The following is a 13,426-nucleotide window of genomic DNA, read 5'->3' as shown; positions in this document are numbered from 1 at the left end:
ACGGGCTGCGCGGATCAGTGCTCGACGATCTCCCCGTCGCTCAGCTCCAGGACCCGGTCGGCCAGGTCCAGCAGGGTCGCGTCATGGGTGGCGACGAGGGCGGTGACCTGCTCGCTGTGGACGACGGCCCGCAGCAGCTCCATGACGGCATGGCCGGTCTCCGCGTCCAGCTGGCCGGTCGGCTCGTCGGCGATCAGCAGCAAGGGGCTGTTCGCGAGGGCGCGGGCGATGGCGACGCGCTGCTGCTGGCCGCCGGACAGCTCGCCGGGCCGCTGTGCCGCGTGGTCGGCGAGGCCGACGAGGGCGAGCAGCAGCTCGACGCGCTCCTCGCGCTCGTGCACGTCGGTCCGGCGCAGCCGCATCGGCACGCCCACGTTCTCGGCGGCCGTGAGGATCGGGATCAGCCCGAAGGACTGGAACACGAAGCCGACGCGGTCGCGGCGCAGTGCCAGCAGCCCGTCCTCGCCGAGCTCGGAGAGGTCGACGCCGTCGACGGCGACCCGCCCCCGGTCCGGTGTGTCGAGTCCGCCGACGATGTTCAGCAGCGTCGTCTTGCCCGATCCCGAGCGGCCCTTGAGGGCCACGAGCTCGCCGCGCGGCACCTCGAAGGAGACACCGCGCAGGGCGTGCACGGCGGCGGCGCCCTGGCCGTAGGACCTGTGGACGTCCTCCACCCGCACCATGGTCTCGGTGACCACCTGGCTCATGCGCCCTCCCCCGTCAAGCCGTCGGCCGGGCGCCAGTATCACCATCGGGCGCCCGGTCCTTCAACGGTCGGTCAGTTCGGATTGTCCCCGTGGGTGAGGGTCTCCCAGGCGACGAAGAGGTTGTTGCTGCCTGCCGGGCGCTGCCGCTCGGTCAGCGTCTGGGTGTTGGTCATCGCGATGCCGAGCCGGTTGTGCAGGGCGTTGTAGCCGACCTCGGTGACCGGCCCGAGCCCCAGCTTCAGCGACCCGCCGCACAGCCAGCTCGGCGCGGCGGCGCCCACCTGGTACTTGGACTGGAACCCGAGCGCCTGCCGCAGCCGCTCGCCGACGTCGGTGCCGTAGAGGTCCTGGCCCTGGATCCGGCTGGTCTCGGCGACGTGGGAGATCGAGGAGATGCCGTATCCGGTGTGGGTGAAGTCGCGGCAGGTCTCCTGGGTGAGCCCGGTGACGAAGGTGGACTGCCCCTGCCAGTAGTTGACGATCTTCTGCTTGGTGTCGAGGTGCTGGCTGGGCACCGTCTTCGGCAGGTCGCCGTCGGAGGAGAGGTACACATACGCGGCCGTACGGGTCCGGAAGGTCGCCATGGCCTTGTCGTAGGACGCCTTGTCCTCCAGGAAGACGGAGATGCCGACGGCGGCCTCCATCATCGTCAGCTCCCAGTTGCCGTTGGAGTTGGAGCCGTTGATGATCTCGGGGAGGTAGACGTCGCGGAGCATGGTCGCGAAGCGGCCGGAGTTGGGCCAGCTCCCGGTGTACGTGTACTTGATGATCTCGGCGGCCTTCGGCCAGGAGGAGCCGGCCCAGCCGGTCTGCAGGGGCGCGTTGCTGTTGGTGTGGTCCTTGATCACGGCGGACCAGGCGTCCATCAGCTCGATCGCCTTCTTCGCGTACCGGTCGTCGCGGGTGATGTACCAGGCGAGCGCGTCGGTGTACGCGGCGATCGCGTCCTCACGCTCGTCCGTGCAGCCGTAGTTCGGGTTCGAGTACGAGCCGCACTCGACCGTCGCGCGCGGCTTCGGCGTGCGGTTCAGGTCCGCGTACTTGCTCGCCATCATCTGGTCGAAGGCGCTCTTCCAAGGCTGGGCGCCCGCATTGACCTTGGTGCGGGTGAACTCCAACTGCGCCTGGGAGACGGTGACTCCGGGGTGGACGAAGGCGGCGGGGGCGGCGTCGGCGTGCCGGGCACTGGGCCAGGCGAGCATGCCCACGACAAGCGCGGAGGCGGTCGCGAGGAGGGCGGTACGGCGCATAGTGGGGGGCCTTCCGTTCTCGTATGTGAACGTGAAGCGCCTTTATGAACAGACGCGTGCCGGAACGGTAGGTACAGACCAATGCACCGTCAAGAGGTCACGCACATGAAAGAGCCGCACCCCCGGGGAGTGCGGCTCCTGATCTTCGCGTCGGGCGGAGCTACCGGACCTCGGTGATCTCCGGTCCGCGCTGCAGCTGTCCCATGCCTCCGGAGAAGCGCGAGCCCTCCTCCTGCTGGACACCCTCGGGGACCATCTGGGCGTCGTTCGGCAGCTTGAGGACGATCGGGTCGCGGGGCGCCATCGGGCCCTCGCCGCGGACCACGACCGTGTCCCGGAAGATCTGCTCCAGCAGACCGGCCGCCTGCGGCTGCACCGCGCCCTGCCCCGAGATCACACCGCGCAGGAACCAGCGCGGACCGTCCACACCGACGAACCGCACCACCTGGAAACCGCCCGTGCCGTCCGGCAGTTGCACCGGGACCTGGGCGCGCAGCTCCCAGCCCAGCGGGCCCTCGACCTCGTCGATGATCCCACCCTGCTGGGTGATGCCCGCACCGATCTCCTCGCGCACCTCGCCCCAGATGCCCTCGCGCTTGGGAGCGGCGAAGGCCTGCAGCTGGATGGCGCTGTCGCGCAGCACGACGGTCGCCGCGACGATCGCGTCGCCCGCGACCTCGACCCGCAGCTCCATGCCGTCGACCCCGGGCACGAACATGCCGCCCAGGTCCACACGACCCTCTGCGGGATCGCGCACCTCGGTGGCGTCCCACGGTCCGTCGGGCCGCGGCCCGGGTTCGAGCCTCACGCGCTCGCGCTCCTCGTCCGCCTCAGTGTCGACGCTGTCGACGACCTGCTCGGCCTCGCCGGCCGCGTCCTCGGCGGCACCCTTCTTATTGCGACGTCCGAACACGTCACTGTCCTTCCCGGTCGGATACGACCGAAGCGTATCGATTCCCACCCGCCCGGCCGCCCTCGGCGGCCTGACCGTCCGTGCTGCTCGTCCCGGCCACCGCGGCATGGCCTCCGGTGGACCCGAAGCCCCCTTCGGCCCGCACCGAATCGGGAAGCTCCGCGACCTCACGGAAGCGGACCCTCTCGACCTGCTGGACGACCAGTTGGGCAATCCGGTCGAAGCGCTCGAACCGCACGGCCTCGCGCGGGTCGAGATTCACCACGATCACCTTGATCTCCCCACGGTACCCGGCATCAACCGTCCCCGGGGCATTCACCAGAGCGACACCGCAGCGGGCGGCCAGACCGGATCGAGGGTGCACGAAGGCCGCGTACCCCTCCGGGAGGGCGATCGACACCCCGGTGGGCAGCACGGTCCGCTCACCGGGCGCCAGTTCGCACGCCTCGGTGGTGCGCAGATCGGCACCGGCGTCACCGGGGTGCGCGTACGACGGAAGCGGTACGTCCGGGTCGACGCGCACGAGCTGCACGTCCAGTTCCTCGCGGGGGGCACGGCTCACGGGTTCACCTCGAAGGCGCGGGCACGCCTTTGCTGATCGGGGTCGCTCATGGCGGCGCGGATCTCCTCCGGGCGGCCGTTGTCGACGAAGTGGTCGACCTTCACCTCGATGAACAGGGCGTCGGCGCGGACGGCCACGGGACCGTCGGGGCCGTCGAGGCGTCCGGTGGCGGTCGAGTAGATCTTGCGGCCCGCCACCGCGGTCACCTCGGCCGTCAGATACAGGGTGGTGCCGACCGGCACCGGCCGCACGAAGTCGGTCTCCAGCCGTCCGGTCACGGCGATGGTCCGCAGCAGCCAGTTCAGCGAGCCGAGGGTCTCGTCCAGCGCGGTCGCCAGCACCCCGCCGTGCGCGAGGCCGGGAGCGCCCTGGTGGGCGGGCTGGACGGTGAACTCGGCGGTGATGCTGACACCTTCGCCGGCCCGCGCCTGAAGATGCAGCCCGTGCGCCTGCTCGCCACCGCATCCGAAACACTGTTCGTAGTGGGCACCGAGAAGCTCACCCGGCACGGGAGCATCGCGGTGCCGCACGGGTTTCACCGCGTCGGCGGGGGGCTGAAGAGCTGCGGAAGTACCACTCACAGCCGCAGACCTTACCCGCGCGTCCGCGCGATCCGGACACCGTGTCAAGCTTGGCTCCATGCAGCTCTCCACCACCCCCTACGAAGAACGCCTCACGGCCCCGCGCTCGTGGTGGCTGATCTCCTTCCTGGTGGGCGTCTCCTTCGCCCTGATCCTGCTGCCCTTCGGCACCCTGCCGTTGCTCGGCGGTCTGGTCGGCGGCACCGCGGTGGCAGCCGCCATGGCGAGTTCGTACGGCTCGGTCCGCATCCGTGTGGTGGGCGGCTCGCTGATCGCGGGCGACGCGAAGATCCCGGTCACGGCGCTGGGAGAGGCGGAGGTCCTGGACCGGGAGGAGGCGCGCGCCTGGCGCACGCACAAGGCCGACACCCGCGCCTTCCTGCTGCTGCGCGCCTACATCCCGAGGGCGCTGCGCGTGGTGGTCACGGACCCCGAGGACCCGACGCCGTACCTGTATCTGTCGACGCGGGAGCCGGAGCGGCTGGCCGAGGCGCTGAAGGCGGCGCGGGAGGCGGCGGCCTAGGGGCTCAGCCCTCGTAGCCGCCCTCGATCCGAAGCGGGTCCGCGGGCTCCTCCAGCGGGGGCAGCGCGGGCAGCGCGTCCCAGGGCACCTGGACCTCGCGCAGGTCCTTGCGGATGCGGGCGGCGAGCTTTCTGGTGTCCCGCCGGTTCATGACCGCGCCCACCGCCGCGCCCACCATGAAGGGCATCAGGTTCGGCAGGTCGCGCACCGTGCGCTTCATGATCTGCTGGCGCAGCTGCTGCTTGGCATGGCTGTTGAGCGCCGCGGTCACGGTCGACGGCTTCGTCACGTCGACCCGGCGCTCGCCCGACCAGGAGTTCAGATACGCGGTGCTGCGCTGCTTGAGGTTGCCGGGCGGGCGTACGCCGTAGACCTCGTGGAGTTCGGCGATCAGCTTCAGTTCGATCGCGGCGACGCCGGTGATCTCGGCGGCGATCTCCGTGGGCATCGCGGGCGGCACGGGCAGCATCGCCGCCGCTCCGATCCCCGCTCCGACCGTCGAGGTCGCGGCGGAGGCGCCCGCCACGAGTTTGTCCGCGAGCTGCTCGGGCCCCAGGCCCGGGAACTGCCTGCGGAGCGTCGCGAGGTCGCGTACGGGCACGCGCGGGGCGATCTCGATGATCCGGTCGGCGACGTACGCCAGGCCCGCCCTGGCCGCGCTGCCGCCCTTGCGGACGCCTTCCCTGGCCTTGTCGCGGATGACCGCGGCCCGCCGTCTGGCGACGGGCGCGGGGGGCTGCGACGCAACCGGGCGGTCACCCCGGCCGGCCGTCGGTTCGAGCGAGGCCGATCCCGTGCGCCCCTCGTCATCGGGCGTCACATCGGATGGGCCCCGCTCGTCGTCACGCGCGCCGTGAGGGCCGCCAACGGGCCCTTCGTCCGCTCCCTGCGGCAGGGAGCGGCGCTTCCAAGGAGGGGTCGAGCCAGTCACGGCCGACCCGTCCTCAGTCGCAGTCGCGGCAGATCGGCTGGCCGTTCTTCTCCCGGGCCAGCTGGCTGCGGTGGTGCACCAGGAAGCAGCTCATGCAGGTGAACTCGTCCTGCTGCTTGGGCAGCACCCGGACGGCCAGCTCCTCGTTGGAGAGGTCCGCGCCGGGCAGCTCCAGGCCTTCGGCGGCCTCGAACTCGTCGACGTCCACGGCGGACGTCGACTTGTCGTTCCGCCTGGCCTTCAGCTCTTCAAGGCTGTCCGAGTCGACGTCGTCGTCGGTCTTGCGTGGAGTGTCGTAATCCGTTGCCATGTCGCTCTCCCCCTCTGGGTGTCTGCGGTGTCTCCAGCGCACGTAACGCGTGAGAGGCCGGACTTGTGCCCGACCCGAGGCGGAGATTTTGCCTCACATCAAGGTCTGTTACTCAATCGACACCCAACCGGACTCCTCAAGAGTGATCGGCTTGGATGGCGAACCGGACCGTACACGGTCCCCATGCCGCTGTTCAAAGGCATCTCACCCTGTACTTCCCGTGATCAGGTGACCCGAAAACCCGGATTTTCCCGGCTTTCCGGAAGCCCTCATGATCACGGAGAGTAGATGGCCGGAAAATCGCCCTTGTGATCGATCACACACGGGACAGCCCATCGGGCGGCCCGGAAATTCCGCGCAAAGCGAACATCCCCGTGTGCCCGCGGCATGATGTCAGATCGGCAGCGCCACGCGCATCATGAGTCCACCCCCCTCACGCGGCTGTGCCGAGATGTGGCCGCCGTGCGCCCGGGCCACGGACCGGACGATGGACAGACCGAGGCCGACGCCCTTGTCGCTGCCCGTGCGCTCCGTGCGCAGCCGCCGGAACGGCTCGAAGAGATTGTCGATCTCGTACGCCGGTACGACGGGCCCGGTGTTGGTCACCACCAGGACCGCCTGCCCGTGCTGGACGTCGGTGGTGACCTCCACCCAGCCGTCGTCCGGCACGTTGTACCGCACGGCGTTCTGCACCAGGTTCAGGGCGATCCGCTCCAGCAGCACGCCGTTGCCCTGGACGATCGCGGGCTTCTGCTCCCCGCGGATCACCACGCCCTTGGCGTCGGCCTCCGCGCGCACCTGGTCGACCGCCTGCTCGGCGACCTCGGCGAGGTCCACCGGCTTGCGCTCGACGATCTGGTTGTCGCTGCGGGCGAGCAGCAACAGGCCCTCGACGAGCTGCTCGCTGCGTTCGTTGGTGGCCAGCAGCGTCTTGCCGAGCTGCTGCAGCTCCACCGGCGCACCCGGGTCCGAGAGATGCACCTCCAGCAGCGTGCGGTTGATCGCGAGCGGGGTGCGCAGTTCGTGCGAGGCGTTGCCGACGAAGCGCTGTTGTGCGGTGAAGGCGCGCTGGAGGCGCTCCAGCATGTCGTCGAAGGTGTCGGCCAGTTCCTTGATCTCGTCGTCCGGGCCGTCCAGTTCGATACGGCGGGACAGGTCCGAGCCCGCCACCGCGCGTGCCGTACGCAGGATCCGGCCGAGCGGCGACAGGACGCGGCCGGCCATCGCGTAGCCGAAGGCGAAGGCGATCACGGCGAGGCCGAGCAGGGCCAGCAGCGAGCGGCTGAGCAGGTCGTCCAGTGCGTGCTGGCGCTGGACGGACTCGCACGACGCGAGGATCGAGTTGAACTGGTCGTTGCTGGTCGCCTGGTTGAGCTTGGGGCAGGTGGGGCTGCTTATGTCGAGGTTCGTGCCCGACAGCTGGAAGCTCTGGCCGCTGCCCTCGTGCAGGGCCTGGGCCGCCAGCAGATAGATGATCGACAGCAGCAGGATGCCGGCGATCAGGAACATGCCGCCGTACAGCAGAGTGAGCCGTATACGGATGGTGGGGCGCAGCCACGGGAACGGCGGCTCGGGCTTGCGGGGGTCCCAGGTGGGCTTGGGGGGCGCGGTGGGGAGAGCGGGTGTTGCGGCCATTGCGTATCAGATCCGGTAGCCGGAGCCGGGCACGGTGACGATGACGGGGGGCTCGCCCAGCTTGCGGCGCAGGGTCATGACGGTCACGCGCACGACGTTCGTGAACGGGTCGGTGTTCTCGTCCCAGGCCTTCTCCAGGAGCTGTTCCGCGGAGACGACCGCGCCCTCGGAGCGCATCAGCACCTCCAGGACGGCGAACTCCTTGGGCGCGAGCTGGACCTCCTTGCCGTCGCGGAAGACCTCGCGGCGGTTGGGGTCGAGCTTGATGCCGGAGCGCTCCAGGACCGGCGGCAGCGGCACACTGGTGCGCCGGCCGAGGGCACGCACGCGTGCGATGAGCTCGCTGAAGGCGAAGGGCTTGGGAAGATAGTCGTCGGCGCCGATCTCCAGCCCCTCGACGCGGTCGCTGACGTCGCCGGAGGCCGTGAGCATGAGCACGCGCGTGGGCATGCCCAGTTCGACGATCTTGCGGCACACGTCGTCGCCGTGCACGAGCGGGAGGTCACGGTCGAGGACGACCACGTCGTAGTCGTTGACGCCGATGCGCTCCAGGGCGGCCGCGCCGTCGTACACGACGTCGACGGCCATGGCCTCCCGGCGCAGTCCGGTGGCCACCGCATCGGCGAGCAGCTGCTCGTCCTCGACGACGAGTACACGCACGTCCCTTGTCCTTCCTGTGGTCCTGGCTGTGTGCCTCCATCCTGCCCTTTTCGGCCATAAGTCGGCAGTAAGACGGGTGGGCGGCGGATGAGGCCCGGATGAAGACCAGGTGTGAGTCCCGGGAATCAAAGATTTTGTCGTCGGGTTGAGGTTTCCACGGAAGGAAGCGGGGGGAGGACGGTTCATACCCCGCGATCACGCTCTGCTAGTGCCGCAGCACCATGCGGCACGGCGCACTCCGCTTGTCGCGAGACGTGATCGCCCCTTCCGAACGGCACACCCCCGTGCCACCGACCCACGACCCAGGACGAGGGGGCGCAGCATGGACGCTTTCACCGCAGGACTTCTGCAGCGCATAAGGACGACCGAGTCCGACCTGACGCGGGCTCGCGACGAAGGCGACGACTTCCTCGTCGAGGTCGAGCAGGGCGAGCTCGACGACCTGCGCCGCCTCGCCGCCGAACACGGTGTGGAGGTCGGCGCGTAGCGTTCGATCGGCTGTCAGCGCGGCAGCGGGCCCTCGGCGAATCCAGCGCCGGGGGCCCGCTGTGCTGTTCCGGGACCGCGTTCACCGGCGGTTCACCGGTGCGCAGGCCGTAGGTCACCCGGTCAGTCGTGCCAGGCGCCGAAGTCCTCCAGGAGGCGCTGGAGGGGCTCGAAGACGCCGGGAGTACCGGCGATCGCCAGGTCGCGTCCGGGGCGCTCTCCGGGGCGTCCACCCGTCAGCGCGCCCGCTTCCCGGGCGATGAGGTCGCCCGCCGCGAGGTCCCAGGCGTTGAGCCCGCGCTCAAAGTAGCCGTCGAGACGGCCGGACGCCACGTCGCACAGGTCGACCGCGGCCGAGCCGCTGCGGCGGATGTCGCGCAGCAGGGGGATCAGCTTCCGGGCGACCTCGGCCTGGTGGCTGCGGACCTCGCTGACGTAGTTGAAGCCCGTCGAGACCAGGGCCTCGGCGAGCGGCGGCGCCGGCCGGCAGGCCAGCTCGCGCTCGCCCTCCCAGGCACCCGTGGCGCGCGCCCCGCCGCCGCGGACCGCGTGAAACGTCTCGCCGCGCATCGGGGCCGCGACCACCCCGACGACCGTGTCGCCGTCCTGCTCGGCCGCGATGGAGACGGACCAAGTGGGCAGCCCGTAGAGGTAGTTGACCGTGCCGTCGAGGGGGTCGATCACCCAGCGGATGCCGCTCGTGCCCTCGGTGGAGGCGCCCTCCTCGCCGAGGAAGCCGTCGTCCGGGCGGTGCTCGGAGATCAGGTCCGTGATGAGCTTCTCCGCCGCGATGTCCATCTCGGTGACCACGTCGATCGGGCTCGACTTGGTCGCGGCGACCGCGAGGTCGGCCGGACGGCCGTCCCTCAGCAGCGCGCCGGCGCGGCGGGCGGCCTCCTGGGCGAGGGCGAGCAGCTCCTGGTGCAGGGGGTCGGTCGGGTCGGTCACGGCGCTCCTCACGCGTAGGGGCTGTCGGCGCCCGCGGCGGCCGGGCGGGGGGCGCGGGCGGGACAACAGCCGACCGGGCAGAGGTGGTGGCTCGCGCCGAGGGTGCCCAGGGCGCAGGGCGTGACGTTCTCGCCGCGCTGCACGGCCGCGCGCTCCAGGACGAGGTCGCGGACCGCGGCGGCGAAGCGCGGGTCGTCGCCGACCGTGGCCGAGCGGCGCATCGGCAGGCCCAGCTCCTCGGCCTTGGCCCTGGCCTCCGTGTCGAGGTCGTAGAGGACCTCCATGTGGTCGGAGACGAAGCCGATGGGGGCGATGACCACGGCCGGGGCCCCGGCGGCCTGCCGCTCCTCCAGGTGGTCGCAGATGTCGGGCTCCAGCCACGGGATGTGCGGGGCGCCGGAGCGTGACTGGTAGACGAGCTGCCAGGGGTGGTCGATGCCGGTGCGCTCGCGCACGGCGTCGGCGATCAGCTGGGCCACCTCCAGGTGCTGCTCGACGTACGCCCCGCCCTCGCCGTGGGTCTCGACCGGTCCGGAGGTGTCCGCGGACGCGGTCGGGATCGAGTGGGTGGAGAACGCGAGGTGTGCTCCGGCCCTGACGTCCTCGGGGAGGTCGGCCAGGGACTGCAGCACGCCGTCGACCATGGGCTCCACGAAGCCCTCGTGGTTGAAGTAGTGCCTGAGCTTGTCGATCTTCGGCAGTTCCAGGCCCTCGGCCTCCAGGGCGGCCAGCGAGTCGGCGAGGTTCTCGCGGTACTGCCGGCAGCCCGAGTAGGAGGCGTAGGCGCTCGTGGCGAGGACCAGGATGCGGCGGCGGCCGTCGGCGACCATCTCGCGCAGGGTGTCCGTCAGGTAGGGCGCCCAGTTGCGGTTGCCCCAGTAGACCGGCAGGTCCAGGCCGTGCTCCGCGAAGTCCTTGCGGAGGGCGTCCAGGAGGGCGCGGTTCTGGTCGTTGATGGGGCTGACCCCGCCGAACAGGAAGTAGTGCTGTCCGACTTCCTTGAGGCGTTCGGTGGGGATGCCTCGCCCTCGCGTCACGTTCTCCAGGAACGGGACCACGTCGTCCGGGCCCTCCGGGCCGCCGAACGAGAGCAGGAGGAGGGCGTCGTAGGGACTGGCATCGAGCACGTCTGACATGGGTCGATCCTGCCACCCGGCACTGACGGCCGGGAAACCGCGGGGTGACGGTATATCGGCGTGCATTAGGGTGACCTCGTTCGTAAGCTGTATCAGCTGCATTCGCACCTTACTGAGCCCCAGTCGGCGCCTCACCGAGCCGTACCCCCGGAGACCCCGTGCCCAGCCCCTACCGCGCCCTGTTCGCCGCCCCCGGCACCAAGGGTTTCTCCGCCGCGGGCCTCCTCGGCCGGATGCCGCTGTCGATGATGGGCATCGGCGTGGTCACGATGATCTCGCAGCTCACCGGGCGCTACGGGCTCGCGGGCGCCCTGTCGGCCACCATCGCGCTCGCCGCCGCGTCGATCGGGCCGCAGATCTCCCGGCTGGTGGACCAGTACGGACAGCGCCGGGTGCTGCGGCCCGCGACCCTGGTCGCGCTCTCGGCGGCGGCCGGGCTGCTGCTCGCCGCGCACTTCGGGTGGCCGGACTGGGTCCTGTTCGTGTGCGCCGCGGGCATCGGCTCGGTGCCGAGCCTGGGCGCGATGATCCGGGCCCGCTGGGCCGCCCTGTACCGCGGCACCCCGAAGCTGCACACCGCGTACTCCTTCGAGTCCGTGATCGACGAGGTGTGCTTCATCTTCGGGCCGATCATCTCCATCGGCCTGTCCACGGCCTGGTTCCCGGAGGCCGGGCCGCTTCTCGCGGCCTGCTTCCTCGCGGCCGGTGTCTTCTGGCTGACCGCCCAGCGCGCCACGGAGCCCGAGCCGCACCCGCGCGAGAAGCACGGCGGCGGTTCGGCCCTGCGCTCCCCGGGGCTGCAGGTCCTGGTCGCCACCTTCGCGGCCACCGGCGCGATCTTCGGAGCGGTCGACGTGGTCACCGTGGCCTTCGCCGACGAGCGCGGGCACAAGGCCGCCGCGAGCGTCGTGCTCGCGCTGTACGCGTCCGGCTCCTGTGTGGCGGGGGTCGTCTTCGGGCTGCTGCACTTCACGGGGGCGCCCGCCCGACGCTGGCTGCTGGGCGTGTGTGCGATGGGCGTGAGTATGATCCCCCTCCTACTGGTCGGAAACTTGCCGCTTCTGGCCGTGGCGCTGTTCGTGGCGGGCCTGTCCATCGCGCCGACGATGATCACGACGATGTCCCTGATCGAAGAGCACGTACCACGCGCGAAACTGACCGAGGGCATGACCTGGGTGAGCACCGGGCTCGCCGTCGGTGTCGCGCTCGGCTCCTCCGTGGCCGGCTGGGTCATCGACGCGGCGGGCGCGCGGGCCGGGTACGGGGTTCCGGTGGTGTCCGGGGCCGTCGCGGTCGTGATCGGTTTCCTGGGGTACCGCCGGCTCAGCAGGCCGGTCATGCGACGGGGAGGCACCGTTGGGCAGCACAGCGAGCGCGAGGAACGGCACGTGGCGTAACTGGGGCGGCACGGTCGCGTCCCGTCCGGCGCGCCAGGTCGCCCCGGCCTCCGTGGAGGAACTGTCCGCGGCCGTGCGCAAGGCCGCGGAGGACGGCCTGACCGTGAAGGCCGTCGGAAGCGGGCACTCCTTCACATCCATCGCGGCGACCGACGGTGTATTGATCCGTCCTCAACTGTTGACCGGCATCCGCAAGATTGATCGGGACGCCATGACGGTCACGGTCGAGGCCGGCACCCCGCTCAAGAGACTCAACATGGCCCTGGCCCGCGAGGGTCTGTCGCTGACGAACATGGGCGACATCATGGAGCAGACGGTCTCCGGCGCCACCAGCACCGGCACGCACGGCACGGGCCGTGAGTCGGCCTCGATCGCGGCCCAGATCAGGGGACTTGAGCTGGTCACCGCCGACGGTTCGGTGCTCACCTGCTCCGCGAAGGAGAATCCCGAGGTCTTCGCGGCCGCCCGGATCGGCCTCGGCGCGCTCGGCATCGTCACCGCGATCACCTTCGCCGTGGAGCCCGTCTTCCTGCTCACCGCGCGCGAGGAGCCGATGCCGCTGGAGAAGGTGCTCGCCGACTTCGACGAACTCTGGGCCGAGAACGAGCACTTCGAGTTCTACTGGTTCCCGCACACCGGCAACACCAACACCAAGCGGAACAACCGCAGCGCGGGACCGGAGAAGCCGGTGCCCCCGGTGGCCGGGTGGATCGAGGACGAGTTCCTGTCCAACGGCGTCTTCCAGGTGGCCCAGTGGGTCGGCCGGGCGGTGCCCGCGACCGTCCCGGCGATCGCCCGGATCTCCAGCACGGCCCTGTCCGCGCGCAGCTACACCGACATTCCCTACAAGGTCTTCACCTCACCGCGCCGGGTGCGCTTCGTGGAGATGGAGTACGCCGTCCCGCGCGAGGCCCTGACCGAGACGCTGCGCGAGTTGAGGGCGATGGTCGACCGCTCGGGTCTGAGGGTCGGCTTCCCGGTGGAGGTGCGCACCGCACCGGCCGACGACATCACCCTGTCCACGGCGTCGGGCCGCGACAGCGCCTACATCGCCGTCCACATGTTCAGGGGCACCCCGTACCAGGCGTACTTCACCGCCGCCGAGCGGATCTTCACCGCTCACGAGGGCCGGCCGCACTGGGGCAAGGTGCACACCCGGGACGCCGAGTACTTCTCGCGGGCCTATCCGCGCTTCGGCGAGTTCACCGCGCTGCGCGACCGGCTCGACCCGGACCGGCGGTTCCAGAACGACTACCTGCGCCGGGTGTTGGGCTCGTAACCATTGGTTCCGTTTCTGACTATTGCGTGAAGTGCGCCACGTCCAAGATCCCGGAAACCGCTCAACGAGCGGGCCGAGACCGCCCCTTGCCAGAAGTTGAGCGGCGTG

General features: G+C 70.5%; 15 protein-coding genes. 4 read left to right on the top strand and 11 right to left on the bottom strand.

All coding sequences use genetic code 11. From position 1 onward, the window contains the following. Nucleotides 1-14: 14 nt before the first annotated feature. The 5 genes from MQN93_RS00355 to MQN93_RS00335 form a co-directional block, all read right to left on the bottom strand. On the bottom strand, nucleotides 15-707 hold the full coding sequence (locus MQN93_RS00355) for an ABC transporter ATP-binding protein (RefSeq protein WP_242707791.1): 693 nt from the start codon (nucleotides 705-707) through the stop codon (nucleotides 15-17). A gap of 71 nt (nucleotides 708-778) precedes the next feature. Further along, on the bottom strand, nucleotides 779-1,957 hold the full coding sequence (locus MQN93_RS00350; protein ID WP_242707790.1) for an alginate lyase family protein: 1,179 nt from the start codon (nucleotides 1,955-1,957) through the stop codon (nucleotides 779-781). A gap of 160 nt (nucleotides 1,958-2,117) precedes the next feature. After that, nucleotides 2,118-2,870, bottom strand: coding sequence for a DUF3710 domain-containing protein (locus MQN93_RS00345; RefSeq protein WP_016432173.1), 753 nt, complete (start codon nucleotides 2,868-2,870; stop codon nucleotides 2,118-2,120). Between the two features lies 1 nt (nucleotide 2,871). Further along, the gene (gene dut, locus MQN93_RS00340) at nucleotides 2,872-3,432 is read right to left on the bottom strand and encodes a dUTP diphosphatase (RefSeq protein WP_016432174.1); all 561 of its coding nucleotides are present in this window, start codon (nucleotides 3,430-3,432) and stop codon (nucleotides 2,872-2,874) included. After that, nucleotides 3,429-4,013, bottom strand: a complete 585-nt coding sequence (locus MQN93_RS00335) for a PaaI family thioesterase (protein ID WP_037780275.1) — start codon at nucleotides 4,011-4,013, stop codon at nucleotides 3,429-3,431. The genes dut and MQN93_RS00335 overlap by 4 nt, the downstream gene beginning before the upstream one ends. Before the next feature lie 58 nt (nucleotides 4,014-4,071). Between MQN93_RS00335 and MQN93_RS00330 the strand changes: the two genes are divergently transcribed. Further along, on the top strand, nucleotides 4,072-4,536 hold the full coding sequence (locus MQN93_RS00330; RefSeq protein ID WP_242707789.1) for a DUF3093 domain-containing protein: 465 nt from the start codon (nucleotides 4,072-4,074) through the stop codon (nucleotides 4,534-4,536). Between the two features lie 4 nt (nucleotides 4,537-4,540). Here the strand turns inward: MQN93_RS00330 and MQN93_RS00325 are convergent, their stop codons facing one another. The 4 genes from MQN93_RS00325 to MQN93_RS00310 all read right to left on the bottom strand — a co-directional run bounded on the left by MQN93_RS00325 (nucleotide 4,541) and on the right by MQN93_RS00310 (nucleotide 8,072). After that, on the bottom strand, nucleotides 4,541-5,467 hold the full coding sequence (locus MQN93_RS00325) for a hypothetical protein (RefSeq protein WP_242707788.1): 927 nt from the start codon (nucleotides 5,465-5,467) through the stop codon (nucleotides 4,541-4,543). A 13-nt stretch (nucleotides 5,468-5,480) separates the two neighbouring features. Next, on the bottom strand, nucleotides 5,481-5,777 hold the full coding sequence (locus tag MQN93_RS00320) for a DUF4193 domain-containing protein (protein WP_005481602.1): 297 nt from the start codon (nucleotides 5,775-5,777) through the stop codon (nucleotides 5,481-5,483). 393 nt (nucleotides 5,778-6,170) lie between these two features. Continuing rightward, nucleotides 6,171-7,412: a sensor histidine kinase gene (locus tag MQN93_RS00315; RefSeq protein WP_016432178.1), complete on the bottom strand. Its 1,242-nt coding sequence runs from the start codon at nucleotides 7,410-7,412 to the stop codon at nucleotides 6,171-6,173. A 6-nt stretch (nucleotides 7,413-7,418) separates the two neighbouring features. After that, nucleotides 7,419-8,072 (bottom strand): response regulator transcription factor, encoded by a 654-nt coding sequence (locus tag MQN93_RS00310; RefSeq protein ID WP_016432179.1) that lies wholly within the window; start codon nucleotides 8,070-8,072, stop codon nucleotides 7,419-7,421. Nucleotides 8,073-8,394: 322 nt separating this feature from the next. Here MQN93_RS00310 and MQN93_RS00305 point away from each other — a divergent pair, with 322 nt between their 5' ends. Beyond that, nucleotides 8,395-8,559 (top strand): hypothetical protein, encoded by a 165-nt coding sequence (locus MQN93_RS00305; RefSeq protein WP_016432180.1) that lies wholly within the window; start codon nucleotides 8,395-8,397, stop codon nucleotides 8,557-8,559. 122 nt (nucleotides 8,560-8,681) lie between these two features. On the opposite strand, the gene MQN93_RS00300 is transcribed toward MQN93_RS00305, so the two are convergent. Both MQN93_RS00300 and MQN93_RS00295 read right to left on the bottom strand, forming a co-directional pair. After that, complete coding sequence (locus tag MQN93_RS00300; RefSeq protein ID WP_242707787.1) at nucleotides 8,682-9,506, bottom strand: inositol monophosphatase family protein; 825 nt, start codon at nucleotides 9,504-9,506, stop codon at nucleotides 8,682-8,684. An 8-nt stretch (nucleotides 9,507-9,514) separates the two neighbouring features. After that, complete coding sequence (locus MQN93_RS00295; protein WP_242707786.1) at nucleotides 9,515-10,642, bottom strand: ferrochelatase; 1,128 nt, start codon at nucleotides 10,640-10,642, stop codon at nucleotides 9,515-9,517. 158 nt (nucleotides 10,643-10,800) lie between these two features. Here MQN93_RS00295 and MQN93_RS00290 point away from each other — a divergent pair, with 158 nt between their 5' ends. Both MQN93_RS00290 and MQN93_RS00285 read left to right on the top strand, forming a co-directional pair. Continuing rightward, complete coding sequence (locus MQN93_RS00290; protein ID WP_242707785.1) at nucleotides 10,801-12,039, top strand: MFS transporter; 1,239 nt, start codon at nucleotides 10,801-10,803, stop codon at nucleotides 12,037-12,039. Continuing rightward, nucleotides 11,999-13,318 (top strand): D-arabinono-1,4-lactone oxidase, encoded by a 1,320-nt coding sequence (locus tag MQN93_RS00285; RefSeq protein ID WP_242707784.1) that lies wholly within the window; start codon nucleotides 11,999-12,001, stop codon nucleotides 13,316-13,318. Before MQN93_RS00290 ends, MQN93_RS00285 begins: the two co-directional genes overlap by 41 nt. Nucleotides 13,319-13,426 lie beyond the last annotated feature (108 nt).

This window comes from Streptomyces spinosisporus, assembly GCF_022698145.1.
Classification (GTDB): Bacteria; Actinomycetota; Actinomycetes; order Streptomycetales; family Streptomycetaceae; genus Streptomyces; species Streptomyces spinosisporus.
Note: the sequence above shows the minus strand (reverse complement) of the source record. Positions and strands in the feature narration are given on the sequence as shown.

Coding starts and splice junctions, on each gene's coding strand:
- MQN93_RS00355 (WP_242707791.1), bottom strand. CDS start 707: ATGAGCCAGGTGGTCACCGAGACCATGGTGCGGGTGGAGGACGTCCAC.
- MQN93_RS00350 (WP_242707790.1), bottom strand. CDS start 1,957: ATGCGCCGTACCGCCCTCCTCGCGACCGCCTCCGCGCTTGTCGTGGGC.
- MQN93_RS00330 (WP_242707789.1), top strand. CDS start 4,072: ATGCAGCTCTCCACCACCCCCTACGAAGAACGCCTCACGGCCCCGCGC.
- MQN93_RS00320 (WP_005481602.1), bottom strand. CDS start 5,777: ATGGCAACGGATTACGACACTCCACGCAAGACCGACGACGACGTCGAC.
- MQN93_RS00315 (WP_016432178.1), bottom strand. CDS start 7,412: ATGGCCGCAACACCCGCTCTCCCCACCGCGCCCCCCAAGCCCACCTGG.
- MQN93_RS00305 (WP_016432180.1), top strand. CDS start 8,395: ATGGACGCTTTCACCGCAGGACTTCTGCAGCGCATAAGGACGACCGAG.
- MQN93_RS00295 (WP_242707786.1), bottom strand. CDS start 10,642: ATGTCAGACGTGCTCGATGCCAGTCCCTACGACGCCCTCCTCCTGCTC.